A 25,619-nucleotide genomic window follows, 5' to 3' on the forward strand; every position below is an offset into this window, starting at 1 on the left:
GCGCGGCGGCGATACGGAACAGCCGCCGGGCCTCTTTCATGACCGCATCGGAACTTCAGCACATGCTGGTCGCGACGCTGGCGCGCCGCTCGGGCGGCACCCAGCGTCAGTGGCGGCTGGCGCTGGGACCGGTGCGGATGCTGCCCGCCGACCTTTATCCGCATTGCAACTGGACGGTGCGGCCAGAGGGCAGCGCGCAGGAAGTCGCGGCGATCGAATCGTTGCTCGACCATGTCCGGCTGTCGCATCCGATCGTTCGCGCCGACTGACACCGACGCCAACCGGCGCCCGGCAGAAACGCGATTGCGATTTTGCGGCGCACACGCCAGATGCCCAGCATGACCGATCAACCCACCAAAGCTGACATCCGCGCCGCCGCGCTCGCCTCCAAGGCATGGCCCTATGAGGAAGCGCGCAAGATCCTCGCGCGCTACAAGGATGCGCCGCCCGCGAAAGCCCATGTGCTGTTCGAAACCGGCTACGGCCCGTCGGGGTTGCCGCACATCGGCACGTTCAACGAAGTGCTGCGTACGACGATGGTCCGCCGCGCCTTTGAGGAAATGTCGGACATCCCGACCCGGCTGATCGCGTTTTCGGACGATATGGACGGGCTGCGCAAGGTGCCCGACAATGTGCCGAACCGCGAGATGCTGGGCGACTATATCGGCCATCCGCTGACCAAAGTGCCCGATCCGTTCGGCACGCATGACAGCTTCGCCGCGCATAACAATGCCCGGCTGTGCGCGTTTCTCGACCAGTTCGGCTTCGATTACGAATTCGTCTCGGCCACCGATTATTACCGGTCGGGCCGGTTCGACGACGCGCTGCGTGGCGTGCTGCGCAATTACGACGCGATCATGGGCGTGATGCTGCCGACGCTGCGCGCCGAGCGTCAGGCCACCTATTCGCCCGTCCTGCCGATCAGCCCCAAATCGGGCGTCGTCCTCCAGGTGCCGGTCGAGGTGATCGATGCCGAGGCGGGGATCGTCGCGTTCGAGGACGAAGGTGAACGCATCGAACAGTCGATCCTGTCGGGCGGTGCCAAGCTGCAATGGAAAGTCGACTGGGCGATGCGCTGGGTCGCGCTGGGCGTCGATTACGAAATGTCGGGCAAGGACCTGATCGATTCGGTGATCCAGTCGTCGAAGATCGCGCGCGTGCTCGGCGCCCGTCCGCCCGAAGGCTTCAACTACGAAATGTTCCTTGACGAAAAGGGCGAGAAGATTTCGAAGTCGAAGGGCAACGGCCTCAGCCTCGAACAATGGCTGACCTATGGCCCGGACGAGAGCCTGGCCTTCTACATCTATCGCGAACCCAAAAAGGCCAAGGCGCTGCACATGGGCGTGATCCCGCGCGCGGTGGACGATTACTGGCAGTTCCGCGCCAATTACGGTGGTCAGGCGGTCGAACAGCGGCTCGGCAATCCGGTGCATCACATCCATAGCGGACCACCGCCCGAGGAGGCGCTGCCGGTGACTTTCGGCCTGCTCCTCAATCTGGTCGGCGTGATGGGCGACGCGACCAAGGAACAGGTCTGGGCTTATCTGAAGAACTACGTCCCCGATGCCTCGCCCGAGGCGAATCCGGCGCTCGATCATCTGATCGGCTATGCGCTCGCCTATGGCCGCGATTTCGTCGCGCCGACTCTAAACCGCCGCGCGCCCGAAGGAGTCGAGGTGACGGCGCTGCGCGATCTCGACGCCGCGCTCGCGGAAGGGGGAGCGGGTGCCAGCGCCGAGGACATCCAGAACCATGTCTATGAAATCGGCAAGACGCATTTCGGCAAGGAAGCGCTGCGCGACTGGTTCAAGGCGCTCTACGAAACGCTGCTGGGGTCGAGCCAGGGACCGCGCATGGGCAGCTTCATCGCGCTTTATGGCGTGGAGAACAGCCGCAAGCTGATTGCGGATGCGCTGGCGAAGGTAGCGTAACCCGGTGCTCAGGCGAAAGCCGGAGTATTGAGTTACGCGTTACCTCACCACCGTTCGTTTCGAGCGTAGTCGAGCAACGCTTCGCTCACGCCGAGTTCGCGTTTCTCGACCACGCTCGAAACGAACGGCGGTAGAGTTCAGGGCTGGGTTTCCACGCTCGGCGCGAGCCAGCGCAGCGTCACCGGTCCGCCGCCCGGCAGCCTCTCCGCCGCGATCCCGGCTTCGGTCAGCGCCGCGACCACCGCATCGGCATTGTCCGCCGCACCGCTGACCCCCAGCGGCAGGCGCAGGCGTTGTCCGGCCCAGATCGCGGTCTGAAGATTGCGTTGGCCGTCCGTGTCGGGTCCGTCGTCGCCGAAGGTGATCGTCGCGGGCGCGACCGCAGGCGGCACCAGTTCGACCGACCAGCCCTGCGCCGCCGCGCCGACGCGCTGTTCGAGCGCGCGATAGGATGCCAGGCTCGCCCCCGGCAACGCGCTGGCGGTGACCAACGCGCGCCGGTTGCCGCGATCGAGCAGCACCGCCTCGCTCGGCACGCCCGCGACCAGCGCGAGTTGTTCGGCCAGTCGCGTTACGGTGCGCGCCTCTCGCGTCGCCTGTTCGTTGGCCTGCGCGCGGGCAACCTGCGTCGCCTCGGCATCGCCGACGCCGACGCGGAACTGTTCGATCTGGACATCGACCGGGCGGTTGAACGCCTTTGCCAGCATGCCCGACACTTCCTGTTCGGCCCGCGCGATGTAAGTCGGGGTCAGGACGGTTGCGGTCACCCGCAGCGGTTCGGCGCCGTAATCGATCTCGAGCTGGCTGACGCGCGAATTGTTGCCGAACTCGGCGGAGACCACGTCGCGCGCCTGACGCTGGGCGGTCGCTTCCCAGGCAATCTGACGCAGCGTGAAGAACAGGGGCACCGCGAGCACGGCAAAGATGGCAAGCATCCCCAGCGTCTGGAACATCGTTTGCCGGGGCGAGAGCCTCGGCCCGAATCCATAGAGCCTCGCCATGATCGCCGCCGATGCCGCGATGACCATGAAGTTGGTGAAATAGAGCAACAGCGCGCCGAAGAATACCGTGCCGTTCCAGGTGGCCAGCCCGTAGCCGACGGTGGCAAGCGGCGGCATCAGTGCGGTTGCGATCGCCACGCCGACGACTGCGCCCTCGCGCCCGCGGATCATGGCGTAGGCACCCGCCAGCCCCGAAAACAGCGCGACCAGCATGTCGAACAGATTTGGCCGGGTGCGCGCGGCCAGTTCGCTGGTCAGCGTCTGGAGCGGCGACATGAGCACGATGGCCGCAGTGAACAGAATGGCAAGCACGGTCCCCAGCGCCAGCGCCATCAGCGTGCGCTTGATCTCGCGCGAATCGAACAGCGTGACGCCGAAGCCCAGCCCGATGATCGGCCCCATCAAGGGAGAGATCAACATCGCGCCGATCACCACCGCCGGCGACGACAACAGCAGCCCCAGCACCGCGATCCCCGCCGACATCAGCGTCATGAACACATAACGTCCGTCGAAGCCGCCTTCGTCCTCAACCTTTTCGACCACCTTCATGTGATCGACGGTCGCGACGACGTGATTGCGCCACCAGTGCAGGATGGGATGCGGATCGTTCGCTTCGATTGAAGGGCTGGCCATGCCGGAGGCCTAAGTGATTTGGTGCGACGATGCCAGTCGCCAGCGTCGGGTTATCCGCGAAGAAAGCGACGTCAAATCGGCTTTGCTTGTCAGGGCCTGCCAGTCCGGCATCCCCAGCAAAAGGGGCGGCCCCGCAAGGGACCGCCCTGTCGATTTGGCTGCGGCTGACGAACCAGCCGAAATTACAGTTTTTCCGTCAGCTCCGGCACGACTTTGAACAGGTCGCCGACCAGGCCGTAATCCGCGACCTGGAAGATCGGCGCGTCTTCGTCCTTGTTGATGGCGATGATGGTCTTCGAATCCTTCATCCCCGCCAGATGCTGGATCGCGCCCGAAATGCCGACCGCGATATAGACTTCGGGTGCGACGATCTTGCCGGTCTGGCCGACCTGATAATCGTTGGGGACATAGCCCGCATCGACGGCAGCGCGGCTCGCGCCGACCGCTGCGCCCAGTTTGTCGGCAAGCGGTTCGATGATGCTTGTGAAGTTCTCGCCATTCTGCAACGCACGGCCGCCCGATACGATGACCTTTGCGCTGGTCAGCTCGGGGCGTTCGGACTTGGCGATTTCCTGCGAGACGAAGCTCGACAGGCCTTTGTCGCCGGTGGCGGAAACCGATTCGACCGTGCCCGAGCCACCTTCGGTCGCGGCCTTGTCGAACGCGGTGCCGCGCACGGTAATGACCTTCTTGGCATCCTTGGACTGCACGGTCGCGATGGCGTTGCCCGCATAGATCGGCCGCGTGAACGTGTCTTCGCTTTCGACCGACAGGATGTCGCTGATCTGCATCACGTCGAGCAAGGCGGCGACGCGCGGCGCGATGTTCTTGCCGGTGGTGGTGGCGGGCACCACGAACGCGTCGTGATGGCCCATCAGTTCGACGACCAGCGGCGCGATGTTTTCCGCGAGCGCATGGCCGTAAGCCGCGTCGTCGGCGACATGGACCTTGCCCACGCCCGCGATTTTGGCAGCCTGCTCGGCAACCGCGCCGCAACCCTGGCCGGCGACCAGCAAATGCACTTCACCCAGTTGCGAAGCGGCGGTGACCGCGGCGAGCGTCGCGTCCTTGACGGACGCGTTGTCGTGTTCGACCCAGACGAGCGTCTTCACTTGGCAACTCCCATCGACTTGAGCTTGGCGACCAGTTCGTCCACGTCCGCGACCTTGACACCCGCGCTGCGCTTGGCGGGCTCGACGACCTTGAGCGTCGTCAGTCGTGCCGACACGTCCACGCCGTAATCGGCGGGCGTCTTGTTCGCGAGCGGCTTGGACTTGGCCTTCATGATGTTGGGCAGCGACGCATAGCGTGGCTCGTTCAGGCGCAGGTCGGTGGTGACGATCGCGGGCAGCTTCAAGGAAACCGTCTCCAACCCGCCATCGACCTCGCGCGTGACCGTGGCGGCCTCGCCCTCGATCTCGACCTTCGACGCGAAGGTGCCCTGGCCCCAGCCAAGCAGTGCTGCAAGCATCTGGCCGGTCTGATTGTTGTCGTCGTCGATCGCCTGCTTGCCGAGGATGACCAGTTGCGGCGCCTCTTCCTCGACCACCTTGGCGAGCAATTTGGCGACGCCCAGCGGCTCGACGCGTTCTTCCGCCGTGATCAGGATCGCCCGATCCGCACCCATTGCCAGCGCGGTGCGCAGCGTTTCCTGCGCCTTGGCCTCGCCGATCGACACCGCGACGATTTCGGTCACCGCGCCCTTTTCCTTCAGGCGGATGGCTTCCTCGACCGCGATCTCGTCGAACGGGTTCATCGACATCTTGACGTTCGCCAGATCGACGCCCGACCCGTCCCCCTTCACGCGGGGCTTTACGTTATAGTCAAGCACACGCTTGACCGGGACCAGAACCTTCATTGCTTTCCCTTCTGCCACTTTGGTTCAGCTTCATGGACCTGGGGAGGACCCTGGAGCAAAGGCTCCACTTCACCAAGATAGGCCGCGTAATTCGGATGCTTCAGAAACGCTGCCGACGCACCACGGTCACGATAAAGCTGAAAGACCCGCAACACATCTGGGTCTTCCGTGTCGAAACAATAATAATAGGCAAGATGCCCGGCATTGCTCTCTACCGCAGGCGCCATGTGCCGCTCCCAGACCGCACGAACCGCGTCGCGCTGTCCAGGAGCGGTGCGGTGCGTGATGAAGAGAGCGATCGCGGTCATGCCGCCTTCTGCACCTCGGCGACGATCTTCTTCGCGGCGTCGCCCAGATCGTTCGCGGGAACGATGGCGAGGCCCGAATTGGCCAGTATGTCCTTGCCCTTTTCGACATTGGTGCCTTCCAGGCGAACGACCAGCGGCACCGAAAGGTTCACTTCCTTCGCTGCCGCGACGATCCCTTCGGCGATGATGTCGCAGCGCATGATCCCGCCAAAGATGTTGACGAGGATGCCCTTCACCGCCGGGTCGCTCAGGATGATCTTGAACGCCGCGGTCACCTTTTCCTTGTTCGCGCCGCCGCCCACGTCGAGGAAGTTGGCCGGGAACATGCCGTTGAGCTTGATGATGTCCATCGTCGCCATCGCCAGCCCTGCGCCATTGACCATGCAGCCGATGTCGCCGTCGAGCTTGATATAGGCGAGGTCGTATTTCGACGCTTCGAGTTCGGCCGGGTCTTCCTCGGTCTCGTCGCGCAGTTCCATCAGGTCCTTGTGGCGGAACATGGCATTGCCGTCGAAGCCGACCTTCGCATCGAGCACCATCAGCTTGTCGTCGTCGGTGACCGCGAGCGGATTGATTTCGATCTGCTCGGCATCGGTGCCGAGAAACGCGTCGTACAGCTTCGATGCGACGTTCGCGGCCTGCTTGGCGAGGTCGCCCGACAGGCCGAGCGCGCTGGCGACCGCGCGACCGTGGTGCGGCTGGAAGCCGGTCGCGGGATCGACCGAGAAGCTGTGGATCTTTTCCGGCGTGTCGTGCGCGACGGTTTCGATGTCCATCCCGCCTTCGGTCGATACGACGAAGCCGATCCGCCCCGAGGCGCGATCGACCACCAGCGCCAGGTAGAATTCCCTGGCGATGTCGACGCCGTCGGTCACGTACAGGCGGTTGACCTGCTTGCCCGCGTCGCCGGTCTGGATGGTGACCAGCGTGTTGCCGAGCATGTCGGTTGCCGCGGCGCGAACCTCATCCTCGGTCTTGGCGAGGCGGACGCCGCCCTTGGCGTCGGGGCCGAGTTCCTTGAACTTGCCCTTGCCGCGGCCGCCCGCGTGGATCTGCGCCTTCACGACATAAAGCGGTCCGGGCAGCTTCTTCGACGCTTCGACGGCTTCCTCGACGGTCAGCGCGGCATGGCCTGCGGGGACGGGGACGCCGAACTTCGCCAGCAATTCCTTGGCCTGATATTCGTGAATGTTCATGGGGGTGCGCCTGACCTTTTCGAAAAGCGGGTTTGCCGCTGCCTAAAGCATATCGGCGGGCGCGAATCCACCCCGGCATTCGGAACCGCTAGGGTCAGGACCCTTAGGATGCCAGTCCCGTGGTGCACAACGCCGCCGAGGTCGTCGTAACCGCAATGACCTCCGCATCGCCGATGCGACGCACCAGGTCGATATATTGCGGCAGGCTCAACTGGCCCAAGGTTTCGCGCGACTGACCCGACAAGGCCTCCAAACGGCGCAGCTGCGCGATGGTCAGCCGGTCCACCATCCGCCCGGCCATGCAATCGGCGTCGCGATCGGAAAGCCCGCCCGACACCAGGGCAGAACGCACCCGCGATTCGGCAATGGTTTCCGCGCACCCTGCCAACCCAAGGCCGCAGACCAGTGCGGCGAGAACGATCGGTGACTTCATGGCGAGACTCTCCAAGACGGAACGGAACACGCCGAGCGCATGAACCGGCATGGGGTTCCGACGCGATGTGACGCAATCGGCGCAAGCGGGTGACGCGGGCCGACCGCGCGCCTATATCAGTGCCATGCACTGGTCGCTCGGCATCCTCCTGCTTCTCGGCACCGTCCTCGCGATGGAGGCCTTCGCATACGTCATGCATCGCTGGGTGATGCACGGCCCCGGCTGGTTCCTGCACAAGAGCCATCACGAACCACGCTCCGGCAATTGGGAATTGAACGACCTCTACGCCGTGATCTTTGCGATCCCCAGCATCGTGCTGCTGCTGGGCGGAGTTCAGCTGGGCTGGTGGCCGGGCTATGCGTGGATCGGCGCGGGGATCGCGGCCTATGGCGCGATCTATTTCGGCTTTCACGACGTGATCGTCCACAAAAGGCTCAGTCACCGCTATCTGCCAAAATCCGACTATATGAAGCGGATCATTCAGGCGCACCGGCTGCATCATGTGGTCGAAACCAAGCACGGCACGGTCAGCTTCGGATTCCTGTGGGCACCCAAGCCCGAGGCGCTGAAGGCGGAACTGAAGCGTCGGGGCCATGCGGGCGTGCGCGCGCCGGTGGGGCGCAACCTGGCACCCGAAGCGCTGGACGACCTGGCGGCGTGAGGGTGTTCGACTGGCTTGGCCGCACCCTCTTGCTGGTGATGGCGGGACTGGCGACGCTGTCGATCATCGCCTCGGTGGCGTCGGTATCGAACATTCACGGCTCCACACCGTCGCGACCGGGTGAAGAAACCGTCGCCGAGCGGTTCGACATGCCCGAGACGCCGCCGGTCGAACCGAGCGAACGCGTATCGAGCGACGCGCCGGTCGGTGAGCGCGAAGCCGAGGGCGTGCTCGCTGCCATGTCCGCCGCCGACGCGCAGGATGGCGAGATCGCCCGCTGGCTCGAATCGCTGACCTATGCGGTGCTGGCGCTGGCCGGGTTCATGGCCGCAGCCCTGCTTGTCCTGCTGCGCATCACCGCGCTTCTCGCCCGGATCGCCGAGCGGCGCTAGGGCGCAGCCGCTTTTGCGCCACCCGAATCAACCGTTCGCGCGGATCAGATTGTCGAAGATCGGGCCGTAGAGCGGCTGTTTGAAGCGGCAGCCGATGGTGAAATCGTCGCGCCAGGCAATTTCGGCCTCCATCCCGCTCATCCCCGGTAGCGTCACCCAGACGGTGTCGCCGATGCTGAGCGGATGCACTGCCTCCGCCCGGAAACCGGTGGTCGACAGATCGAGCAGGCGGCACGCGAATTTCGGCCCGCGACCGTCCCGAATTTGCGCGGTGATCGCGATCGGCTGGCGCAGCGCGCGGCGATTGTCGCCCAGCGCGCCGTCGGAAGGATGGCTCATTGTTACTCCGTTACACACGACCCACGGCGATCAAGCCCGGTTTCGAACCGCTCGCAATCGCCTTCGAACATGCTAGGCGAAAAAGCGATGCTCGCCGACCCGCTTTTTTATCTGCTCGCAGTGCCAGCGGTGATTCTGCTGGGACTGGCCAAGGGCGGATTTTCGGGCATGGGCGCGCTGTCGCTGCCGATGCTGCTGTTCGCGGTCGATCCGGTCCAGGCCGCCGCAATCCTGCTGCCGATCCTGATGGTGCAGGATGTGGTCAGCGTCTGGGCGTTTCGCCGCACCATCGACTGGGGCGTAATCGCGGCGATGCTGCCGGGGGCGGGGATCGGCATTCTGCTCGGCTATCTCTACGCCGCGAGCGTGTCGCCCGAAGCGGTGATGGCGGCGGTGGGGGCGATCTCGATCCTGTTCGGCGCGTACCGGTTGTGGGTCGAGCGTGACGATCCGCCCGCCCCGCGCCACTTGCCGGGGTGGAGCGGGCAGCTGTTCGGGATCGCATCGGGCTTCACCAGCCAGATCGCGCATGCGGGCGCGCCGCCCTTCCAGTTCTGGGTGCTGCCCCGCCAACTGGCGCGCGACCTGCTGGTCGGCACCAGCGCCTTCTTCTTTTTCGCGGTCAACTGGCTGAAAGTGCCCGCCTATGCCGCGCTGGGTCAGTTCACGCGTGAGAACATGCTGACCGCAGCCGCGCTGATGCCGGTGGCGATCGCCTCGACCTTTGCGGGGGTGTGGCTGGTGCGACGGGTGAGCGCGGCGCGCTTCTATACCGCGATCTATGTGTTGATGATCGCAGTGGGCGTGAAGCTGGTCTGGGATGGGATATTTTAGACCGTCACCCGAGCGAAAGCCGGGGTATCAAGCAGCATGAGATGCCAGCGTTGACCTTCGGCCGCCCTTCGGGACGCTGGCATGACGATTTGAAAAACAGCTCAATCGAACAGGCTGGACACCGAGCTTTCGTCCGCGATGCGGCGGATCGCCTCGGCAATGAGCGGCGCGATGGTCAGATGGCGGACCTTGGTCGAAGGGGCGATGACGTCATGGTTGCCGATCGAATCGGTGATGACCAGCTCATGCAGTTCCGACGCATCGACGCGCGCGACCGCGCCGCCCGACAGCACGCCGTGCGTACAGTACGCGACCACGCCCTCCGCGCCTGCCGCCTTCAGCGCCGCACCGGCATTGCACAGGGTCCCCGCCGAATCGACGATGTCGTCGATCAGGATACAGAAACGTCCTTCCACATCGCCGATGATGTTCATCACTTCCGATTCGCCCGCACGTTCGCGGCGTTTGTCGACGATCGCGAGCGGCGCGTTGTCGAGCCGCTTGGCGAGTGCCCGTGCGCGGACCACGCCGCCGACATCGGGCGACACCACCATCAGATTCTTGTCGGAAAAACGCGCCTTGATATCCTCCGACATTACCGGCGCGCCGTAGAGATTGTCGGTCGGGATGTCGAAAAAGCCCTGGATCTGCCCGGCATGGAGGTCGACCGACAGCACCCGGTCGGCGCCCGCCGTGGTGATGAGGTTGGCGACCAGCTTGGCCGAGATCGGCGTGCGCGGACCGGGCTTTCGGTCCTGGCGGGCATAGCCGAAATAGGGGAGGACGGCGGTGATGCGCCGTGCCGACGCGCGGCGCAGCGCGTCGATCATGATCAGCAACTCCATCAGATTGTCGTTCGCCGGGAACGAGGTCGACTGGAGCACGAACACATCCTCGCCACGGACGTTTTCGAGGATTTCGACGAAGATTTCCTCGTCGGCGAAGCGCCGGACATTGGCCTTGGTCAACGGCGATTCGAGATAGCTGGCCACGGCCTGCGCGAGCGGAAGATTGGAATTGCCCGCAAGGAGTTTCATGGCAGGGACCCTTTTCACCGAACTGTCATGGAAAACGTGACCGCGCACCCCTTATCCGCAGCTTGCGCGAAGGCAAAGGGCGAAGGCGTTTCCGCGCGTCGGAATTTCGGTTAGGGCGCGCTCCATGACCGTCATCACTCGTTTCGCGCCCAGCCCGACCGGCCGGCTTCACGTCGGAAACCTGCGCACCGCGCTCCACAACTGGATGTTCGCGCGCTCGAAGGGCGGCAAATTCCTGCTGCGGATCGACGACACCGACGCGGCGCGATCGGAGGAACGCTTCGTCGATGCGATTCGCGCCGATCTCGACTGGCTGGGGATGACCCCCGACGGCGAAGCGCGGCAATCGGCGCGGTTCGATCGCTATGACGCGCGCTTTGCCGAACTGGTGGCGAGCGGGCGGGTCTATCCCTGTTACGAAACGCCCGAGGAACTCGACCTCAAGCGCAAGGTGCAACTCGGGCGCGGGCTGCCGCCGGTGTACGACCGCGCGGCGCTGAAGCTGACCGATGACGACCGCGCGGCGTTCGAGCGTCAGGGCATCCGCCCGCACTGGCGGTTCCGGCTGTCCCACGATGCGCCGATCGAATGGGACGATCAGGTGCGTGGGCACCAGCATTTCGACCCCAAGACCATGTCCGATCCGGTAATCCGGCGCGGCGACGGATCGTGGCTGTATCTGCTCCCCAGCGTCATCGACGATATCGACATGAACATCACCCATGTCGTGCGCGGCGAGGACCATGTGTCGAATACCGCCGCGCAGGTTCAGATGTTCGAAGCGCTCGGCGCACCGTCGCCGGTGTTCGCGCATGCCGCGTTGTTGACCGGTAGCGAGGGCAAATTGTCGAAGCGGCTGGGGTCGCTGGGCGTGGATCATTTCCGCGACATCGGCATCGAGCCGCAGGCGCTGATCTCGCTGCTCGCGCGAATCGGCACCAGCCAGCCGGTCGAGCCGGTGGTCGATCCCCAGCCGCTGATCGACGCGTTCGATTTTTCGCATTTCGGTCGCGCGCCCGCGCGGTTCGACGAGGGCGAGCTGGCGCAGGTCAATGCGCGGATCGTCCACCAGCTTCCCTATACCCGCGTCGTCCGCCGTCTGCCCAAGGGCATGAACGGTATGGCGTGGAATACGGTCAAGGCGAACCTGTCGACGCTGAACGAGGCCGCCGACTGGTGGGCGATCATCACCGGGCCGTTCACCCCGCCGGTGGCAAGCGCGGACGACCACGCGCTGCTCGACGCCGCCGCGCTGGAGGCGGCGGTCGCCGACTGGCTGGGCGATCCCTGGCATCAGATCACGAACAATCTGAAGGAACTGACCGGGCGCAAGGGCAAGGCGCTGTTCCTGCCGCTGCGCCTGGCGCTGACCGGTCGCGACGCCGGGCCGGACATGGCGGCGTTGCTCCCGCTGATCGGGCGCGAGGCGACGATCGAGCGATTGAAGCATCGGTAAGTTATCTCGTTTCACCCTCCCGCCGTTCGTTTCGAGCGAAGTCGAGAAACGCGCCCGGTACGGTTGGTTCACGTTTCTCGACTTCGCTCGAAACGAACAGACGGGAGTGGGCGGAAACACATTCTGTCCCCCACGTCATTCGTTGCGAAACGAAACGCTTAGGTACCGCCAATGAAATGATCTATTCTTGCACGTCCTGGCAACAATCAGGAGTGCGACTGCGATGTACGCTGACCGTTCGGATCGCCGCTTTCACATAAACCCCACCAGCATGGCCGTCGCGCTCGCGATCAACGGTGGCGTGCTGGCCGCTCTGTTCCTGGCCGCGCCCGAATGGGTGCCGGGCCATGTCGAGCGCCCTGCGCTGACGACGCGCAACATTCCGCTGCCGCCCGAGCCCATCCCGATTCCGCCCGATCCGCAGCCGACGACCGACTCGACCCCGTTGCTGCAACCTGCGCCCGCACCGCTACCGCGGCCCGATATGCCAACGCCACTTGCCGATGTGCCGAGCACCGGGCCGGTGTTCGACATCGGTCCGCTGCCCACCCCGCTTCCCCCGGTCGGCCCCGGCGGGACGGGCACCGGGACGCGGCCGGTGGAGGCGCCCGCGCCGGTGATGGTCGGGGTGTCGGTCGATCCGCGCTTCGCCGACCGGTTCCAGCCCGCCTATCCCCCGTCCGAACAGCGCGAAGGCCGCGACGGGCAGGTGGTGGTGCGGGTGCTGGTCGGCACCGATGGTCGGGTGAAGGCGATCGAGCGGGTATCGGCGACCAGCGACGCCTTCTTCGCCGCGACGCGCAGACAGGCATTGTCGCAGTGGCGGTTCCGCCCGGCGACGCGCGACGGCGTGGGCGTCGAAAGCTGGTATCGGATGTCGGTGACCTTCGTTCTGAACTGATTGGCATCCTCGGCCTATCCCCACGGGGCTTTCCGGGGGAAGGGGCTGGTCGCATCGGCGATCAGCCCCTATCTTTGAGCGCACCATGTCTCTGTTCCGATTCCTCTCGCCCGCCAATGCCTACCGCGACCTGCGCGATTATGTGACCAAGCGCGAACAGCCGCACCGGTTGCTGTTCCTGATCATTTCGGTCGGGATCACGTCGCTGCTGATCGCCGGGTTCGTAAAGGACAGCTTCTTCGAGCGCGCCTACAAGCGCGATATTCAATATGTCGAGGATTGGCGGCTGGACCGCACCGACGAGGAGATCATCGCGCGCCAGGCGGTGATGAAGGCCGAACGCGACAAGATCCTCGCCGAGCTGAAGGCGCGCCAGGAAAAGCGTCAGGCCGAATTCAAGCGGCTGGACGACAAGCTCAATTCATGGGGCATCTGAACGACGACGCGCGCTGGATGAGCGCGGCGGTCGCCTTGTCGCTGCGCGGTCGCGGACGAACGGCGCCCAACCCGTGTGTGGGCGCGATCCTGATTCGCGATGGCCGGGTGGTCGGGCGGGGCTGGACCCGGCCCGGCGGGCGTCCGCATGCCGAGGCGATGGCGCTCGATCAGGCGGGAGAGGACGCATGCGGCGGCACGCTCTACACCAGTCTCGAACCCTGCGCGCATGTGTCGCCGCGCGGGCCGACCTGCACCGCGAGCATCCTCGCGAGCGGCGTAGCGCGGGTGGTGATCGGACTGCGAGATCCCGATCCGCGCACCGATGGCAAAGGCATCGCTGCGCTTCAGGCGGCGGGCATTGAGGTAAGCGTCGGCGTCGGCGCGGACGACGCCGAGCGCGCGATGAAGGGATTTCTGACTCGCCAGCGGTTTGGCCGGGCGCATGTGACGCTGAAACTCGCGACCTCGCTCGACGGGCGGGTCGCGCGCGCCGACGGGGAGAGCCAGTGGATCACCGGTCAGGCGGCGCGCGCGCATGGCCATGCCGAACGTGCGCGTCATGACGCCATATTGGTCGGACGCGGCACGTTCGACGCCGATGCACCGCGGCTCGACGTGCGGTTGCCGGGGCTGGAGGATCGCGCCCCGACGCGGCTGCTGCTGACCCGCGGGCCTGCACCCGAAGGCTGGACGGTGGTTGCGTCGCCAGAAGCTGCGGTCGCGCAACCGCTGGTCGATCACCTGATGGTCGAGGGCGGGGCGGGCGCGGCGTCGGCATTTCTGAGCGCCGATCTGATCGATCGCCTGCTGCTGTACCGCGCCCCGATCCTGATCGGCGAAGGCCGCGCCGCGCTCGGCGATATCGGGCTGACCTCGCTTGCCGACGCGCATGGCCGCTGGCGGGCGGTGGATACGCGAATGCTTGGCAGCGACACCCTCGAAGTCTACGAGCGCGTGCGAGACTGAAGGAACGCGCATGTTTACCGGCATCGTCACCGACATCGGCAAGATCGAATCCGTCGAGGATCGCGGCGACCTGCGCGTGCGGATCGCGACCGCCTATGACACCGCGACCGTCGATCTCGGCGCATCCATCGCCTGCTCGGGCGTATGCCTGACCGTTGTCGACAAGGGGCCGGGCTGGTTCGCAGTCGATGTATCCGGCGAGACCGTATCGCGCACCGCCGATCAATGGGGCGTGGGCCGTGCCCTCAATCTCGAACGCGCGTTGAAGCTGGGCGACGAATTGGGTGGGCATATCGTCACCGGCCATGTCGATGGCATTGGCACCATCGTTGGCATCTCTCCCGAGGGCGATTCGAAGAAGATCATCTTTTCCGTTCCCGCTGCGCTTGCCCCCTTCATCGCGCCCAAGGGATCGGTAACGATCGACGGCGTGTCGCTGACCGTCAACGAGGTAACCGACCAAGCCGACGGCACCGCGCAATTCGCGATCAACCTGATCCCCCACACGCAATCGGTCACCACGCTCGGCGCCCTCGCCCCCGGCCAGACCGTCAATATCGAGATCGACGTGCTCGCACGCTATCTCCAACGCATGGAGCAACTCCGTGGCAAAGCCTGAACTCGCCCGCCTTCCGCACGCCTTTCTCTCGTCCCCGGAAGAGATCATCGATGAGGCGCGCAACGGCCGCATGTATATCCTGGTCGACGACGAGGATCGCGAGAATGAAGGCGACCTCATCATCCCGGCGCAGATGGCGACCCCCGACGCGATCAACTTCATGGCCAAGCATGGCCGCGGGCTGATCTGCCTGGCGATGTCGAAGGGGCGGGTCGAACAGCTCGGCCTCGACCTGATGAGCCGCAAGAACGGCACGCGGCACGAAACCGCCTTCACCGTCTCGATCGAGGCGCGCGACGGGGTCACCACCGGCATTTCCGCCGCCGACCGCGCGCGCACCATCGCGGTCGCGATCGACGCGTCGAAGGGCGCGGACGAGATCGTGACGCCGGGCCATGTCTTTCCGCTGGTCGCGCGCGATGGCGGCGTGCTGGTGCGCGCGGGCCATACCGAGGCGGCGGTCGACGTGTCGCGGCTCGCTGGGCTGACACCGGCGGGCGTGATCTGCGAGATCATGAAGGACGACGGCACGATGGCGCGGATGGACGATCTGGTGTCGTTCGCGCAGCTTCACGGACTGAAGATCGGCACGATCCGCGACCTGATCGCCTATCGCTTCCGCCACGATCACCTTGTCGAAAAGCGCGCCGAGGCGAAATTCCACAGCCGCTGGGGTGGCGACTGGACGGCGATGACCTTCTGGAACAAGGCGACCGGCAGCGAACAGATCGCGCTGGTCAAGGGCCGCGTCGATCCCGACAAGCCGACGCTCGTTCGGATGCACGCGCTCAACACCTTCACCGACCTGTTTGGCGAAAGCGGCGAGCGGTCGGCCTTGCTCCAGCGATCGATGGAAATCATCGCCGAGGAAGGCGCCGGTATCATCGTCGTCATCAATCGCCCGCGCCCCGACCAATTCACCGTCGCGTTGCAAGCCAAGACCGGCACGCTGCCGTCCAAGGACATGGACGAGCTACGCGACTACGGCGTCGGCGCGATGATCCTGACCGAGCTTGGCGTCGAGGAAATGGTGCTGCTGACCAACACCCATCACACGCTGGTCGGGCTGGACGGATACGGCCTGTCGATCGTCGGCGAACGGCCCATCGATTTGAAGGCGGACTGAACATGGCCCATATCCTGATCGTCGAAGCGCGCTTCTACGCGCATCTCAACGACCTCCTGCTCGAAGGCGCGCGTGCCGCGATCGAAGCTGCCGGGCATAGCCACGAGACGGTGACCGTCCCGGGTGCCCTCGAAGTGCCCGGTGCGATCGCGATGGCCTCGGAAAGCGACCGTTACGACGCCTATGTCGCGCTTGGCGTGGTGATCCGCGGAGAGACCTATCATTTCGAAATCGTCGCGGGCGAAAGCGCGCGCGCGATTATGGCGCTGACGCTGGACGGGACGCCCATCGGCAATGGCATCCTGACCACCGAGGACGAGCAACAGGCGCTGGTCCGCGCCCGCCCGGACGACAAGGACAAGGGCGGCGACGCCGCGCGCGCCGCGATCGCGATGCTCGACCTCAGATCCCGGTTCGGCTGATGGCCGAGCCCATCCTGTTCACCGATCGTCTGGTGCTGCGCCTCCCCGAGGCCAGCGACCTCGACGGCTGGGCAGCGATGGCGGCGGATGCGGAGGCGATGCGCTTTATCGGCGGGGCCAAGAGCCGCGCCGAATGCTGGCGCGACCTGTGCGCGATGCGTGGGGCATGGGACATTCGCGGCTTTGCGATGTTCTCGGTCATCGAGCGCGACACCGGGCGCTGGGTCGGCCGCATCGGCCCGTGGGAGCCGGAGGGCTGGCCGGGCAAGGAAGTCGGCTGGGGCGTGTCGAACGACTTTGCCGGCAAGGGCTATGCCCATGAAGCCGCGGTCGCCTGCATGGATTATGCCGTCGATGTGCTGGGATGGACGCACATTATCCACAGCATCGACCCCGAAAACATCCGCTCGATCGCGCTGGCCAAGCGGCTGGGATCGACCAATGGCGGGCGCGTGACCCTTCCCCAGCCCTATCAGGAATCGGTCGTCGATGCCTGGGGCCAGAGCGCCGACCAATGGCGGGCGCTTCGGATTACCAGGCACTAAACCCGAACGGGTCCAGGTGAAGCGGGAAACGGCCAATATTTGCTGCGAGCGCGCCTCCACGCTAGCCTGATCCGCGATGGACATGCCGCCTTCCCGCTACCGCATCGTCGAACGGGGTCGCCAGTTGGTGGTGATCGACACGCGCCCGGATGCGGACGTGGCCGAGGTCCGCATCGAAAGCGTGCCACCCGGCGATGCGCTGAACCCGGCGATCCCCAGGACGGTCGAGCCAAGTCGCGCACCCGTGTCCGACGATCGCTCCGGCATGGGTTTGCTGGCGCAGGCGGGCGGCAGCATGGGCGATGCGCTGGTGCGCAAGGCACCGAGCGGTGAGGCCGAATATTTCGATACGCATCGCTGGTTCGACGAAAAGGGGCCACGCCGGGTGAAGCTGTCAGCGGCGGGACGCGAGCAGCTGAACATCGCGCTGCTCACGCTGTTGGGCGGACTGGGCGCCGGGGCCGCCGCCTCCATCTTCGCGTCGCCACTGATCCTGCTTGCCGGGCTCGGCTTGCTCAGCGGCAAGACCCGCACGTCGATCCGCGCGCGGATCACGCGCTGGATCGACGGACTGGGCACGACCGAACCGCGTTAGGCGGTCGCATCCTCAAGCGTGGGATAGTCGACATAGCCTTCCGGCCCGGCGCTGTACCACGTCGCCATATCGTCGGGGTTGAGCGGCGCGCCGCGTTCCAGCCGCACCGGCAGGTCGGGATTGGCCAGGAACGGCCGCCCGAAGCTGATCGCGTCCGCCAGTCCGGAGTCTAGATCGGCCTGCGCGCGTTCGAGATTGTAATCGCTGTTGAGCACCAGCGGGCGGTTGAACACCTTGCGGATCGCGGGCGATTGCTTGGGCTGGGTCGACTTGCCGAAGGTGCCGTCGGGACCGGGTTCGCGCAGTTCGAGGAAGCCGACGCCGATGCGTTCCAACTCGGCGGCGGCGGGGACGAAGACGCTTTCGGGATCGCTGTCCTTCACCCCTTGCGAATTGCCGTTGGGCGACAGGCGCACCGACACGCGATCGGCACCCCAGACGCTGGCCAGCCGCTCGGTCGCCTGAACCAGCAGGCGGATGCGGTTTTCGGGGCTGCCGCCATACTCATCGTCGCGGAAATTGGCGTTGTCGCGCAGAAACTGGTCGATCAGATAGCCATTGGCGGCGTGCAACTGCACCCCGTCGAACCCGGCGCGCTTGGCATTTTCCGCCGCCAGCGCATAATCGTCGAGCACCCGCGAAATCTCGTCGAGGCCGAGGGGGCGGGCCTCCTCATAGTCCTGCTTGCCCTCATAGGTGTGTGCCTGGCCAGGGGCCGTGGTCGCCGAGGACGAAACCGGCTGACCACCGCCCAGCGACGAATGGACGACGCGGCCCATATGCCACAGCTGCGCGACGATCCGCCCGCCCGCCGCGTGAACGCTTTCGGTCACGCGCTTCCAGCCTTCGACCTGCGCGTCGGTCCACAATCCCGGCGCGTTCGGCCAGCCCAGCCCTTCTCGGCTGATGCCGGTAGCCTCCGAGATGATGAGCCCCGCGCCTGCCCGTTGGGTATAATATTCGGCGACCAGCGCGTCCGGCACGCCGTCGCGTCCCGAACGGCCGCGCGTCAGTGGCGCCATCAGGATGCGGTTGGGCGCGGCGATCGCGCCAAGCTGGATCGGGTCGAACAGGCTGGGCATCGTGCCTCCAAATTTTAGCATTGCGAAGGACGGGAGATAGGGCGCTATGGGGCGATATGCATCAAAGCGCGTTGCAAAGAAAAACTAATCCTGCGCCAACCGCGCTGGCCGCGCTGCTGGTGGGCAATGTCGCGCTCGCGTTCGGCCCCTGGTTCGTCCGCGCAGCCGAAATCGGGCCGGTGGCGGCAGGGTTCTGGCGGATCACGCTCGCCGCGCCGATCCTGATCGCGCTGGCCTATATGATGGGCGAGCGCCCGGTGCGCGATGCGCGCGGATTGTGGCCGGTGCTGCTGATTGCAGGTGTCGCCTTCGCCGCCGATCTGGCGAGCTGGCATGTCGGCATCCACTATACCAGCCTGGCCAACGCCACCCTGTTCGGCAATTCGGCGACGCTGATCTATCCGATCTACGGCTTCATCGCCGCGCGGATGTGGCCCAACCGGCCACAGGCGGCGGCGTTGCTGCTGGCGGCGATCGGCGCGGCGATGCTGATGGGGCGATCGGCCGAACTGTCGCGCGCCAATCTGATCGGCGACCTGCTCTGCCTGCTCGCGGGTGTGCTGTATGCCGTCTATTTCATCTTCATGGCCCGCGCTCGCGAGAAAATGGCGCCGCTGTCGACGCTCGCGGTGTCGTCGGTCGCGTCGATCCTGCCGCTGCTGGTGCTGGTGTTCGCGATGGGCGAATCGCTGTTCGGGGGGAACTGGACGGTGCTGGTCGGCCTTGCGCTCGCCAGCCAGGTGCTGGGCCAGGGGTTGATGATCTATGCGCTGGGGCATGTCACCCCGCTGCTGCTCGGCCTGGCGCTGTTGACCCAGCCGATCGTGGCCGGGACCGTCGGGTGGATCGTCTATGACGAGCGGCTGGGCACGCTCGATTTCATCGGCGCGGCATTGGTCGCGGCTGCACTCGTGTTGGTGCGGAGCCAGCGATCTAGTCCGGTGGAACTTGCCACCGACGCCCAAGACATTAAGTCGGGGCAGAAGGAGACGATATCGTGACTGCCCTTCCCGACGATCCGACGCTGGACGAGGTGCGCTCGGCGATCGCATCCGAACTCCCCGCGAACGCCGCATTCGATGGCTGGAACAGGGCGGCGCTGGAGGCGACCGCGACGCAATTGGGCGTCGATCCCGACATTGCGCGCGCGGCCTTTCCCGGTGGCGCGGTGGAGATGATCGATGCCTGGTTCCACAGCGTCGATCTGGCCGTCGAAGCGAAGCTGCCGCCCGAAGCCCTTCAACCCCTGAAAATCCGCGAGCGGATCACCGCGCTGGTCGAGGCACGGCTCGACACTGTCGCCCCGCACCGCGAAGCGCTGCGCCGCGCGCTTGCGATCCTCGCCATGCCGCAGAATGTTGCCAAAGGCGCGCGGCTCGGCTGGCGCGCGGCGGATCATATGTGGCGGCTGGCGGGCGATACCGCGACCGATTACAACCATTATACCAAGCGCGCGATCCTGGGCTCGGTGTACGGCGCGACCGTGACCGTGATGCTCGACGACGACAGCGAAGGCCTGGCCGACACCCGTGCGTTCCTGGCGCGTCGGATCGACGGGATCATGCGCTTCGAAAAGACCAAGGCGCAATTGCTGGGCCGCGGAAAGCACCGGCCCAGCCTGTCGCGCTTCATCGGGCGGTTGCGCTATCCAGCGGTTTGAGGGGGCGCTTCGGTATTAACCGTCACCCCGGAAGACGTCCGGGTGATGCGTGGAGCAGGCGCCCGACACGATGTCGAAACGCGGCCTTTGATCCCTACAACCCCACGCCTAGTCCGGCGACCGCGACGATGATGCCAAACCGCCCCGGCGGACGCTCGCCAGCGTGGCTCGTTATGCGGGTGCCTTCGTCGCGACCTTTTCGGCCGCCAGCGCCGCCATTTTGAGCGCGGTTTCGCGTTCGCCCATCACCACCAGGTCGGCGCCGCGCCGTTCGAGGTTGAGCACCTCCTCGTCCGAATGCGCGCGGGCGATGATGCGCAGCGCGGGGTTCATGTCGCGGGCGCGGGCGGCGATCGCGCCGCCTTCGATGCCTTCGGGGATGGCGATTAGCAGCGTCGATGCGGTGTCGATCTGCGCCTGTTCGAGCACCGTCGCGCTGGTCGCGTCACCCATCACCACCGCGAATCCCGCTTCCTGCGCCAATCGCGCGATGTCCGGCTGATCCTCGACGATAAGCAGGCCTTCGCCCCGGTCGCGCACCCGCGTCGCGATCAGCTGGCCGACGCGGCCATAGCCGACCAGCACGGTGCGCGACGGCGGCGGCGGAGGGACGTCCGGCTCCTGTCCGCCGACGACCTTGGCGATCGACCGCCCACGCTTGACGACCAGCGTGAACAGGAACGGGTTGGCGAGGATCGACAGGATCGCGCCCGCCAGGATCAGGTCGCGCGCCTCGGCCGGCAGCGCCCCCAGCGCCACGCCCAGCCCTGCCAGAATGAACGAGAATTCCCCGATCTGCGCCAGGCTGGCGGAGACGGTCAGCGCCGTCTGGGTCGGGTGACCGAACGCGCGAACCAGCGCAAAAGCGGCGATCGATTTGCCGATGACGATGATCGCGACGGTGGCGAGCAGCGGTAGCGGCTGTTCGACCAGCACGCTGGGGTCGAACAACATGCCGACGGAGACGAAGAACAGCACCGCAAACGCGTCGCGAAGCGGCAGCGTTTCCTCCGCCGCGCGGCGGCTGAGCTGGGTCTCGCCCAGGATCATGCCCGCGAAGAACGCCCCCAGCGCAAACGACACGTCGAACACGAACGCCGCGCCGAATGCGACGCCCAGCGCGATGGCGAGCACCGCGAGCCGGAACAACTCGCGCGACCCGGTGTGGACCACCCAGTGCAAGGCGCTGGGCAGGATACGGCGCGCGAACACCAGCATCAGGACGAAGAACCCGGTGACCTTCAGCGCGACCGCGCCCGCCGAGCGCGCGATGTCGGCGCCGCCCGACCCGTCCGGGTTGTTCTGAATGGCGACGATCGCGGGCAGCAGGACGAGGGCGAGGACCATCGCCAGATCCTCGACGATCAGCCAGCCGACCGCGATCCGCCCGCGTTCGGTCTGGACCAGGTCGCGCGCCTGCAATGCGCGGAGCAGCACGACGGTCGATGCGACCGAGAGCGCGAGGCCGAAGATGATGCTGGCGAGCATCGTCCAGCCCATCACCCAGCCCAGCCCCGCGCCCAATGCGGTGGCCACCGCGATCTGGATCACCGCGCCGGGCAGCGCGATATTCTTGACCGACAGCAAATCCTTCAGCGAGAAATGCAGCCCCACCCCGAACATCAGCAGGATGACGCCGATCTCAGCCAGTTCGCCCGCCAGACTGGCGTCGGCGACGAAGCCCGGCGTGAACGGCCCGACCATCACGCCGGCAAGCAGATAACCCGCGATCGGCGAAATCCTGAGGCGATGCGCGAGCGCCCCCATGAAGAAGGCGATGACCAGCCCTGCAACGACCGTCCCGATCAGCGGCGTATGATGCGGCATCAGGCGCGCCCTCCGCCAAGGGGCCTGTTAGGGTGGGAAGCGAGGAGGACCATGAACGAACCCGTGAACTGATTGGAGGCAACCCTGCGCGATTCGGGCGTAGGGCGACGATCAGCGGCGGGGGCTCGGCGGTCCTCGGGGCGACGGACGGATCAGGTCGGGTGCGGGCGGCGGCACCAGCGCCCCATAGGCGGGGCGGGGATGCCGGTCGTCCGCGCGGGCGGCGGGCTGGGGGATCAGGGCATCGGCTACGCCGTTGCCGACGGGCTCGATGGCGAGCGTTTCAAGCGCGTCGGTCTGGCGGTCGCTTTTGAGCGAGACATTATAGGTGGCGGCGCTGAATGCCGATCCATGCCCGCGTTCCAGCGGTTGCGACGCGGGCGCTGCGGCATGCACGCCGATCGTCGCGAGCATCAATGCCGCGATCAACCGCATGAGAAGGGCCAGGGACGACGCGCCGGTCATGATGCAAATCTAATGCATGGGCGGGTTGGTTGTCATCCCCGGTGGTTGGGGATCGGGTGATTTGTTGGCGGGGGCGAGGGTCGACTGACCTACCCTTTCGTCATTCCCGCGAAGGCGGGAATCCATACGCACTGACATGGGTTATGGATTCCCGCCTTCGCGGGAATGACGCTTTGGGTCGCTTTCCAGCCCTAGATATCCCAGTCCTGAAACCACAGTGTCCGGCGGTGAATGGCTGAGCGACGGTCGTTACTGCTCAATCCAGCGCATAGCGCGCAATCGCCTCGTATCGCGCGCCTTCGCGGCCCAAATGGCTTTCGAACAACAGAAAATGAGCGACTTCGAACGCCTCACTCACCAACCCGGCATGCGTGGCCAGCCAGGGTTCGACTACGGCGCCGCGACCGCCGGTTCGGGCCAGGGTAATGTGGGGGAGGTAGGCGCGGCGCTCCGGCTCCAGCCCGACGCGCACGATCGCGCGATCGATTTTCTGGTGGAGGTCGCGAATCGCGTCGTGCGGGCGCACGCCTGCCCATAAGGCGGTGGGATGGCGGCTGCCGCGATCGAACCGTCCGACGCCGTCGATCGACAGATCGAACGACGCCCCGCGCACCTGCCCCAGCATTGCGGCGATATCCTCCGCCACGGGCCGTTCGACGTCGCCGATATAGCGCAGCGTGATGTGGAGTTGTTCGTCGTCCTGCCAGCGCACCCCTTCCACTCCCGACATCGTGCCGAGAAGCGGCGCGCGAACAGAGGCGGGCGGGCGGATGCCGACGAACAGGCGGTGCATGGGGCCAGCCTAGCGCGGGACGGAGCCTCGGAACATCGTCTTTGCAAGCGTAGCGCAGCAATCCAGCGTTGCCTGTGGCTCTGGAATGCTGCGCTGCGCTCGCAATGGCGGATCGGCGATCATACTCAACACCGTCTCAAAGCGGTTGCGAACCGGTTTCGCTTGAAAAACCGCCGCGCTCCGACGATATTCAGTCACATCCGGTCGTTGAGTTGGCCGGGCAAAGGAGTTTTCAATGGCTAATTGGTCTGATCCCCGGACGGCCGCCGCGCCTTATGCGACGACGGGCGCAGGTGCGCGCACCGCCGCGCACGATGCGGGGCTGCGGTCCTATATGCTTTCGGTTTACAACTATATGGCGTCGGGCGTCCTGCTGACCGGCATCGTCGCGCTGCTGTTTTCGTGGGGCGGCGCCGAATCGCCCGCCGCCGCCGTATTCATGGCGCCGGGCATCCTGAAATACGCGATCATGCTGTCGCCGCTGGCCTTCATCCTGGTGCTGAGCTTCGGCATCAATCGTCTGTCGACGGGTGCTGCGCAGCTGGTCTTCTGGGCGTTTGCGGGCGTGATGGGCCTGTCGATGTCGACGATCTTCCTGGTCTATACCGGCTCGTCGATCGCGATCACCTTCTTCGCGACCGCCGTCGCGTTCTTGTCGCTGTCGATCTATGGCTACACCACCAAGCGCAATCTTCAGGCGTTCGGAACCTTCCTGATCATGGGTCTGGTCGGCCTGATCGTCGCGATGCTGCTGAACCTGTGGTTCCAGTCGGGCACGATGAGCCTGGTAATCAGCGCGATCGGCGTGCTGCTGTTCGCAGGGCTTACCGCCTACGACACCCAGCGCATCAAGCTGATGTACGATCAGGTTGCGGGCACCGACATGATGGGCAAGGCCGTGATCATGGGCGCACTGTCGCTCTATCTCGACTTCGTCAACATGTTCCAGTTCCTGCTGTCGTTCCTCGGCAGCCGCGAATAAGGCTGGTAAAACAGTTGGTTGAACGAAGGGCTCGGCGGGAAACCGCCGGGCCTTTTTTCGTGTCCGTCGGTCGATTCCCGCGCAACCGCTTTGCCTCCGGCACGTTGTTTCACTCGCGTAAGGAGATGATGAATGACCGACGACAAGAGCAACAAGGGCGACGCGGGATCGGACGAATCGATCTCGCAGCGGTTGGAAAAGAACCCCGAAAGCAAGCAGGCTCGGCTCGACCGCGCGCTCGACGAATCGATGGATGCGTCGGATCCGCCCTCGGGCACCCAGCCGGTCCACAATCAAAGCCCCGCCAAATCCTCCGGCTATGACGAGGAAGCGGAAAAGGCCCTGGAAGCGGGACGTCAGCAGGACGCCTGACACCCGACGCTGTTATCTAGCCTGGTATGTTTTGCTGAGAGGGGCCGGGGCGTTGCGCTCCGGCCCCTTTTGCGTATCTTGCCCACCCATGACCGACCTGTCGCGTATCGTCCGCCGTTTCTGCCTTTCGCTGCTCATCGCCAGCGGCGTGTTCGCCGCGCTCCCTGCCAGCGCGCAGGTGACGGTGACTTTCTGGTCGCAGGAATTCGGCCAGAATTTCCCGCACGCCTTTTTCCAGGTGCGCGGCGTGCCCGAGGCGGGCGGCGAGCCGGTGGACGCCTATTTCGGCTTTACGGCGAAGGCGATTACGCCCGCGATCCTGTGGGGCACGGTGGCGGGGCGGATCGACCGACCCACGCCGTCCTATGTCCAGAAATCGAACGCGCATTTCTCGCTGACGATCAGCGATGCCCAGTATAACGCGCTCCTCGCGCTCGTCCGCGAGTGGGACGACAAGCTGGGCAATGGCGACTACAACCTCAATCGTCGCAACTGCGTGCATTTCATCGCGGAGGCGATGCGACGCACCGGTCTGGAGGTGGTCGAGGACCGCAAACTCATGAAGAAGCCGCGCAGCTTTACCCAGTCGGTCGCGGCGATGAATGGCGGGCGGGTCGCGGTGATCGAACAGGGCGCGCGGGAATATCTCGCCGGACTGCCGCCACTGGGCGCGACGCCGGTTCCGGCGGGTGTGGGGGCAGCGCTGGCGCCGGCGCGGTAAACTTCCAACCCTTCGGGGGTGGGGCA

31 protein-coding genes are annotated in these 25,619 nt (G+C 65.6%); 19 read left to right on the plus strand and 12 right to left on the minus strand.

Annotated features, from left to right (window positions below; all coding sequences use genetic code 11):
* Nucleotides 1-38: 38 nt before the first annotated feature.
* The gene (locus tag ACX0GZ_RS10740) at nucleotides 39-269 is read left to right on the plus strand and encodes a hypothetical protein (RefSeq protein ID WP_458816248.1); all 231 of its coding nucleotides are present in this window, start codon (nucleotides 39-41) and stop codon (nucleotides 267-269) included.
* 69 nt (nucleotides 270-338) lie between these two features.
* A complete protein-coding gene (locus tag ACX0GZ_RS10745; RefSeq protein ID WP_458816250.1) occupies nucleotides 339-1,931 on the plus strand; it encodes a lysine--tRNA ligase in 1,593 nt (530 codons plus the stop codon).
* Between the two features lie 137 nt (nucleotides 1,932-2,068).
* Here the strand turns inward: ACX0GZ_RS10745 and ACX0GZ_RS10750 are convergent, their stop codons facing one another.
* The 6 genes from ACX0GZ_RS10750 to ACX0GZ_RS10775 all read right to left on the minus strand — a co-directional run bounded on the left by ACX0GZ_RS10750 (nucleotide 2,069) and on the right by ACX0GZ_RS10775 (nucleotide 7,360).
* A complete protein-coding gene (locus tag ACX0GZ_RS10750) occupies nucleotides 2,069-3,565 on the minus strand; it encodes a DUF389 domain-containing protein (protein WP_458816252.1) in 1,497 nt (498 codons plus the stop codon).
* A gap of 182 nt (nucleotides 3,566-3,747) precedes the next feature.
* Nucleotides 3,748-4,677 carry an electron transfer flavoprotein subunit alpha/FixB family protein gene (locus ACX0GZ_RS10755; RefSeq protein WP_458816254.1) on the minus strand — a complete coding sequence of 310 codons (930 nt, stop codon included), beginning with the start codon at nucleotides 4,675-4,677 and terminating at the stop codon, nucleotides 3,748-3,750.
* Nucleotides 4,674-5,423, minus strand: coding sequence for an electron transfer flavoprotein subunit beta/FixA family protein (locus ACX0GZ_RS10760; protein ID WP_458816255.1), 750 nt, complete (start codon nucleotides 5,421-5,423; stop codon nucleotides 4,674-4,676). Before ACX0GZ_RS10760 ends, ACX0GZ_RS10755 begins: the two co-directional genes overlap by 4 nt.
* Nucleotides 5,420-5,731 (minus strand): putative quinol monooxygenase, encoded by a 312-nt coding sequence (locus tag ACX0GZ_RS10765; RefSeq protein ID WP_458816257.1) that lies wholly within the window; start codon nucleotides 5,729-5,731, stop codon nucleotides 5,420-5,422. The genes ACX0GZ_RS10760 and ACX0GZ_RS10765 overlap by 4 nt, the downstream gene beginning before the upstream one ends.
* Nucleotides 5,728-6,927, minus strand: coding sequence for an ADP-forming succinate--CoA ligase subunit beta (gene sucC / locus ACX0GZ_RS10770; RefSeq protein WP_458816259.1), 1,200 nt, complete (start codon nucleotides 6,925-6,927; stop codon nucleotides 5,728-5,730). Before sucC ends, ACX0GZ_RS10765 begins: the two co-directional genes overlap by 4 nt.
* A 103-nt stretch (nucleotides 6,928-7,030) precedes the next feature.
* Nucleotides 7,031-7,360, minus strand: coding sequence for a hypothetical protein (locus ACX0GZ_RS10775; RefSeq protein ID WP_458816261.1), 330 nt, complete (start codon nucleotides 7,358-7,360; stop codon nucleotides 7,031-7,033).
* 124 nt (nucleotides 7,361-7,484) lie between these two features.
* Between ACX0GZ_RS10775 and ACX0GZ_RS10780 the strand changes: the two genes are divergently transcribed.
* Both ACX0GZ_RS10780 and ACX0GZ_RS10785 read left to right on the plus strand, forming a co-directional pair.
* On the plus strand, nucleotides 7,485-8,021 hold the full coding sequence (locus tag ACX0GZ_RS10780) for a sterol desaturase family protein (RefSeq protein ID WP_458816683.1): 537 nt from the start codon (nucleotides 7,485-7,487) through the stop codon (nucleotides 8,019-8,021).
* Between the two features lie 2 nt (nucleotides 8,022-8,023).
* Nucleotides 8,024-8,413 (plus strand): hypothetical protein, encoded by a 390-nt coding sequence (locus ACX0GZ_RS10785; RefSeq protein WP_458816263.1) that lies wholly within the window; start codon nucleotides 8,024-8,026, stop codon nucleotides 8,411-8,413.
* 27 nt (nucleotides 8,414-8,440) lie between these two features.
* On the opposite strand, the gene ACX0GZ_RS10790 is transcribed toward ACX0GZ_RS10785, so the two are convergent.
* A complete protein-coding gene (locus ACX0GZ_RS10790; protein WP_458816265.1) occupies nucleotides 8,441-8,752 on the minus strand; it encodes a PilZ domain-containing protein in 312 nt (103 codons plus the stop codon).
* Nucleotides 8,753-8,839: 87 nt separating this feature from the next.
* Here ACX0GZ_RS10790 and ACX0GZ_RS10795 point away from each other — a divergent pair, with 87 nt between their 5' ends.
* Nucleotides 8,840-9,586 (plus strand): sulfite exporter TauE/SafE family protein, encoded by a 747-nt coding sequence (locus tag ACX0GZ_RS10795; RefSeq protein ID WP_458816685.1) that lies wholly within the window; start codon nucleotides 8,840-8,842, stop codon nucleotides 9,584-9,586.
* A 101-nt stretch (nucleotides 9,587-9,687) separates the two neighbouring features.
* Here the strand turns inward: ACX0GZ_RS10795 and ACX0GZ_RS10800 are convergent, their stop codons facing one another.
* A complete protein-coding gene (locus tag ACX0GZ_RS10800) occupies nucleotides 9,688-10,623 on the minus strand; it encodes a ribose-phosphate pyrophosphokinase (protein WP_458816267.1) in 936 nt (311 codons plus the stop codon).
* Between the two features lie 124 nt (nucleotides 10,624-10,747).
* Between ACX0GZ_RS10800 and gltX the strand changes: the two genes are divergently transcribed.
* The 9 genes from gltX (at nucleotide 10,748) to ACX0GZ_RS10845 (ending at nucleotide 17,691) form a co-directional block, all read left to right on the plus strand.
* Complete coding sequence (gltX, locus tag ACX0GZ_RS10805) at nucleotides 10,748-12,079, plus strand: glutamate--tRNA ligase (protein WP_458816269.1); 1,332 nt, start codon at nucleotides 10,748-10,750, stop codon at nucleotides 12,077-12,079.
* 271 nt (nucleotides 12,080-12,350) lie between these two features.
* Nucleotides 12,351-12,980 carry an energy transducer TonB gene (locus ACX0GZ_RS10810; protein WP_458816271.1) on the plus strand — a complete coding sequence of 210 codons (630 nt, stop codon included), beginning with the start codon at nucleotides 12,351-12,353 and terminating at the stop codon, nucleotides 12,978-12,980.
* A gap of 85 nt (nucleotides 12,981-13,065) precedes the next feature.
* Complete coding sequence (locus tag ACX0GZ_RS10815) at nucleotides 13,066-13,416, plus strand: hypothetical protein (RefSeq protein ID WP_458816273.1); 351 nt, start codon at nucleotides 13,066-13,068, stop codon at nucleotides 13,414-13,416.
* Nucleotides 13,417-13,433: 17 nt separating this feature from the next.
* Entirely contained in the window at nucleotides 13,434-14,384 is a 951-nt protein-coding gene (gene ribD / locus ACX0GZ_RS10820; protein ID WP_458816687.1) for a bifunctional diaminohydroxyphosphoribosylaminopyrimidine deaminase/5-amino-6-(5-phosphoribosylamino)uracil reductase RibD, read from the plus strand.
* Nucleotides 14,385-14,394: 10 nt separating this feature from the next.
* Nucleotides 14,395-15,003 carry a riboflavin synthase gene (locus ACX0GZ_RS10825; protein WP_458816275.1) on the plus strand — a complete coding sequence of 203 codons (609 nt, stop codon included), beginning with the start codon at nucleotides 14,395-14,397 and terminating at the stop codon, nucleotides 15,001-15,003.
* A complete protein-coding gene (ribB, locus tag ACX0GZ_RS10830) occupies nucleotides 14,990-16,129 on the plus strand; it encodes a 3,4-dihydroxy-2-butanone-4-phosphate synthase (RefSeq protein WP_458816277.1) in 1,140 nt (379 codons plus the stop codon). The genes ACX0GZ_RS10825 and ribB overlap by 14 nt, the downstream gene beginning before the upstream one ends.
* A 2-nt stretch (nucleotides 16,130-16,131) precedes the next feature.
* Entirely contained in the window at nucleotides 16,132-16,551 is a 420-nt protein-coding gene (gene ribH / locus ACX0GZ_RS10835) for a 6,7-dimethyl-8-ribityllumazine synthase (RefSeq protein ID WP_458816279.1), read from the plus strand.
* Complete coding sequence (locus ACX0GZ_RS10840; RefSeq protein WP_458816281.1) at nucleotides 16,551-17,096, plus strand: GNAT family N-acetyltransferase; 546 nt, start codon at nucleotides 16,551-16,553, stop codon at nucleotides 17,094-17,096. Before ribH ends, ACX0GZ_RS10840 begins: the two co-directional genes overlap by 1 nt.
* An 82-nt stretch (nucleotides 17,097-17,178) precedes the next feature.
* The gene (locus ACX0GZ_RS10845) at nucleotides 17,179-17,691 is read left to right on the plus strand and encodes a hypothetical protein (protein ID WP_458816283.1); all 513 of its coding nucleotides are present in this window, start codon (nucleotides 17,179-17,181) and stop codon (nucleotides 17,689-17,691) included.
* Here the strand turns inward: ACX0GZ_RS10845 and ACX0GZ_RS10850 are convergent.
* Nucleotides 17,688-18,773 carry an alkene reductase gene (locus ACX0GZ_RS10850; RefSeq protein ID WP_458816285.1) on the minus strand — a complete coding sequence of 362 codons (1,086 nt, stop codon included), beginning with the start codon at nucleotides 18,771-18,773 and terminating at the stop codon, nucleotides 17,688-17,690. The two genes, ACX0GZ_RS10845 and ACX0GZ_RS10850, sit on opposite strands and share 4 nt — an antisense overlap.
* Nucleotides 18,774-18,844: 71 nt before the next feature.
* On the opposite strand from ACX0GZ_RS10850, the gene ACX0GZ_RS10855 reads away from it, so the two are divergent.
* Together ACX0GZ_RS10855 and ACX0GZ_RS10860 are read left to right on the plus strand one after the other, a co-directional pair.
* Nucleotides 18,845-19,774 carry a DMT family transporter gene (locus tag ACX0GZ_RS10855; protein ID WP_458816287.1) on the plus strand — a complete coding sequence of 310 codons (930 nt, stop codon included), beginning with the start codon at nucleotides 18,845-18,847 and terminating at the stop codon, nucleotides 19,772-19,774.
* A gap of 32 nt (nucleotides 19,775-19,806) precedes the next feature.
* Nucleotides 19,807-20,433: a COQ9 family protein gene (locus ACX0GZ_RS10860; protein WP_458816689.1), complete on the plus strand. Its 627-nt coding sequence runs from the start codon at nucleotides 19,807-19,809 to the stop codon at nucleotides 20,431-20,433.
* Between the two features lie 171 nt (nucleotides 20,434-20,604).
* Here the strand turns inward: ACX0GZ_RS10860 and ACX0GZ_RS10865 are convergent, their stop codons facing one another.
* The 3 genes from ACX0GZ_RS10865 to thpR all read right to left on the minus strand — a co-directional run bounded on the left by ACX0GZ_RS10865 (nucleotide 20,605) and on the right by thpR (nucleotide 23,518).
* Complete coding sequence (locus ACX0GZ_RS10865) at nucleotides 20,605-22,260, minus strand: cation:proton antiporter domain-containing protein (RefSeq protein ID WP_458816289.1); 1,656 nt, start codon at nucleotides 22,258-22,260, stop codon at nucleotides 20,605-20,607.
* 111 nt (nucleotides 22,261-22,371) lie between these two features.
* Nucleotides 22,372-22,695, minus strand: a complete 324-nt coding sequence (locus ACX0GZ_RS10870) for a hypothetical protein (RefSeq protein WP_458816291.1) — start codon at nucleotides 22,693-22,695, stop codon at nucleotides 22,372-22,374.
* A 286-nt stretch (nucleotides 22,696-22,981) separates the two neighbouring features.
* Nucleotides 22,982-23,518 carry an RNA 2',3'-cyclic phosphodiesterase gene (gene thpR, locus ACX0GZ_RS10875; RefSeq protein ID WP_458816293.1) on the minus strand — a complete coding sequence of 179 codons (537 nt, stop codon included), beginning with the start codon at nucleotides 23,516-23,518 and terminating at the stop codon, nucleotides 22,982-22,984.
* Between the two features lie 235 nt (nucleotides 23,519-23,753).
* Between thpR and ACX0GZ_RS10880 the strand changes: the two genes are divergently transcribed.
* The 3 genes from ACX0GZ_RS10880 (at nucleotide 23,754) to ACX0GZ_RS10890 (ending at nucleotide 25,593) form a co-directional block, all read left to right on the plus strand.
* Nucleotides 23,754-24,500, plus strand: coding sequence for a Bax inhibitor-1/YccA family protein (locus tag ACX0GZ_RS10880; protein ID WP_458816295.1), 747 nt, complete (start codon nucleotides 23,754-23,756; stop codon nucleotides 24,498-24,500).
* A 132-nt stretch (nucleotides 24,501-24,632) separates the two neighbouring features.
* On the plus strand, nucleotides 24,633-24,872 hold the full coding sequence (locus ACX0GZ_RS10885; protein WP_458816297.1) for a hypothetical protein: 240 nt from the start codon (nucleotides 24,633-24,635) through the stop codon (nucleotides 24,870-24,872).
* An 88-nt stretch (nucleotides 24,873-24,960) separates the two neighbouring features.
* A complete protein-coding gene (locus tag ACX0GZ_RS10890) occupies nucleotides 24,961-25,593 on the plus strand; it encodes a hypothetical protein (RefSeq protein WP_458816299.1) in 633 nt (210 codons plus the stop codon).
* Nucleotides 25,594-25,619: the final 26 nt, after the last annotated feature.

The organism is Sphingomonas aestuarii, from assembly GCF_054457155.1.

Bases quoted from the DNA above. Each gene is read 5' to 3' on its own strand.
- ACX0GZ_RS10845 (WP_458816283.1), top strand. From the start codon at position 17,179: ATGCCGCCTTCCCGCTACCGCATCGTCGAACGGGGTCGCCAGTTGGTG.
- ACX0GZ_RS10825 (WP_458816275.1), top strand. From the start codon at position 14,395: ATGTTTACCGGCATCGTCACCGACATCGGCAAGATCGAATCCGTCGAG.
- ACX0GZ_RS10740 (WP_458816248.1), top strand. From the start codon at position 39: ATGACCGCATCGGAACTTCAGCACATGCTGGTCGCGACGCTGGCGCGC.
- ACX0GZ_RS10775 (WP_458816261.1), bottom strand. From the start codon at position 7,360: ATGAAGTCACCGATCGTTCTCGCCGCACTGGTCTGCGGCCTTGGGTTG.
- ACX0GZ_RS10800 (WP_458816267.1), bottom strand. From the start codon at position 10,623: ATGAAACTCCTTGCGGGCAATTCCAATCTTCCGCTCGCGCAGGCCGTG.
- ACX0GZ_RS10780 (WP_458816683.1), top strand. From the start codon at position 7,485: ATGCACTGGTCGCTCGGCATCCTCCTGCTTCTCGGCACCGTCCTCGCG.
- ACX0GZ_RS10880 (WP_458816295.1), top strand. From the start codon at position 23,754: ATGGCTAATTGGTCTGATCCCCGGACGGCCGCCGCGCCTTATGCGACG.
- ACX0GZ_RS10795 (WP_458816685.1), top strand. From the start codon at position 8,840: ATGCTCGCCGACCCGCTTTTTTATCTGCTCGCAGTGCCAGCGGTGATT.
- ACX0GZ_RS10745 (WP_458816250.1), top strand. From the start codon at position 339: ATGACCGATCAACCCACCAAAGCTGACATCCGCGCCGCCGCGCTCGCC.
- gltX (WP_458816269.1), top strand. From the start codon at position 10,748: ATGACCGTCATCACTCGTTTCGCGCCCAGCCCGACCGGCCGGCTTCAC.
- ACX0GZ_RS10765 (WP_458816257.1), bottom strand. From the start codon at position 5,731: ATGACCGCGATCGCTCTCTTCATCACGCACCGCACCGCTCCTGGACAG.
- ACX0GZ_RS10890 (WP_458816299.1), top strand. From the start codon at position 24,961: ATGACCGACCTGTCGCGTATCGTCCGCCGTTTCTGCCTTTCGCTGCTC.
- ACX0GZ_RS10790 (WP_458816265.1), bottom strand. From the start codon at position 8,752: ATGAGCCATCCTTCCGACGGCGCGCTGGGCGACAATCGCCGCGCGCTG.
- ACX0GZ_RS10850 (WP_458816285.1), bottom strand. From the start codon at position 18,773: ATGCCCAGCCTGTTCGACCCGATCCAGCTTGGCGCGATCGCCGCGCCC.
- ribH (WP_458816279.1), top strand. From the start codon at position 16,132: ATGGCCCATATCCTGATCGTCGAAGCGCGCTTCTACGCGCATCTCAAC.
- ACX0GZ_RS10810 (WP_458816271.1), top strand. From the start codon at position 12,351: ATGGCCGTCGCGCTCGCGATCAACGGTGGCGTGCTGGCCGCTCTGTTC.
- ACX0GZ_RS10870 (WP_458816291.1), bottom strand. From the start codon at position 22,695: ATGCGGTTGATCGCGGCATTGATGCTCGCGACGATCGGCGTGCATGCC.
- ribD (WP_458816687.1), top strand. From the start codon at position 13,434: ATGAGCGCGGCGGTCGCCTTGTCGCTGCGCGGTCGCGGACGAACGGCG.
- thpR (WP_458816293.1), bottom strand. From the start codon at position 23,518: ATGCACCGCCTGTTCGTCGGCATCCGCCCGCCCGCCTCTGTTCGCGCG.
- ACX0GZ_RS10885 (WP_458816297.1), top strand. From the start codon at position 24,633: ATGACCGACGACAAGAGCAACAAGGGCGACGCGGGATCGGACGAATCG.
- ACX0GZ_RS10840 (WP_458816281.1), top strand. From the start codon at position 16,551: ATGGCCGAGCCCATCCTGTTCACCGATCGTCTGGTGCTGCGCCTCCCC.
- ACX0GZ_RS10760 (WP_458816255.1), bottom strand. From the start codon at position 5,423: ATGAAGGTTCTGGTCCCGGTCAAGCGTGTGCTTGACTATAACGTAAAG.
- ACX0GZ_RS10750 (WP_458816252.1), bottom strand. From the start codon at position 3,565: ATGGCCAGCCCTTCAATCGAAGCGAACGATCCGCATCCCATCCTGCAC.
- sucC (WP_458816259.1), bottom strand. From the start codon at position 6,927: ATGAACATTCACGAATATCAGGCCAAGGAATTGCTGGCGAAGTTCGGC.
- ACX0GZ_RS10865 (WP_458816289.1), bottom strand. From the start codon at position 22,260: ATGCCGCATCATACGCCGCTGATCGGGACGGTCGTTGCAGGGCTGGTC.
- ACX0GZ_RS10815 (WP_458816273.1), top strand. From the start codon at position 13,066: ATGTCTCTGTTCCGATTCCTCTCGCCCGCCAATGCCTACCGCGACCTG.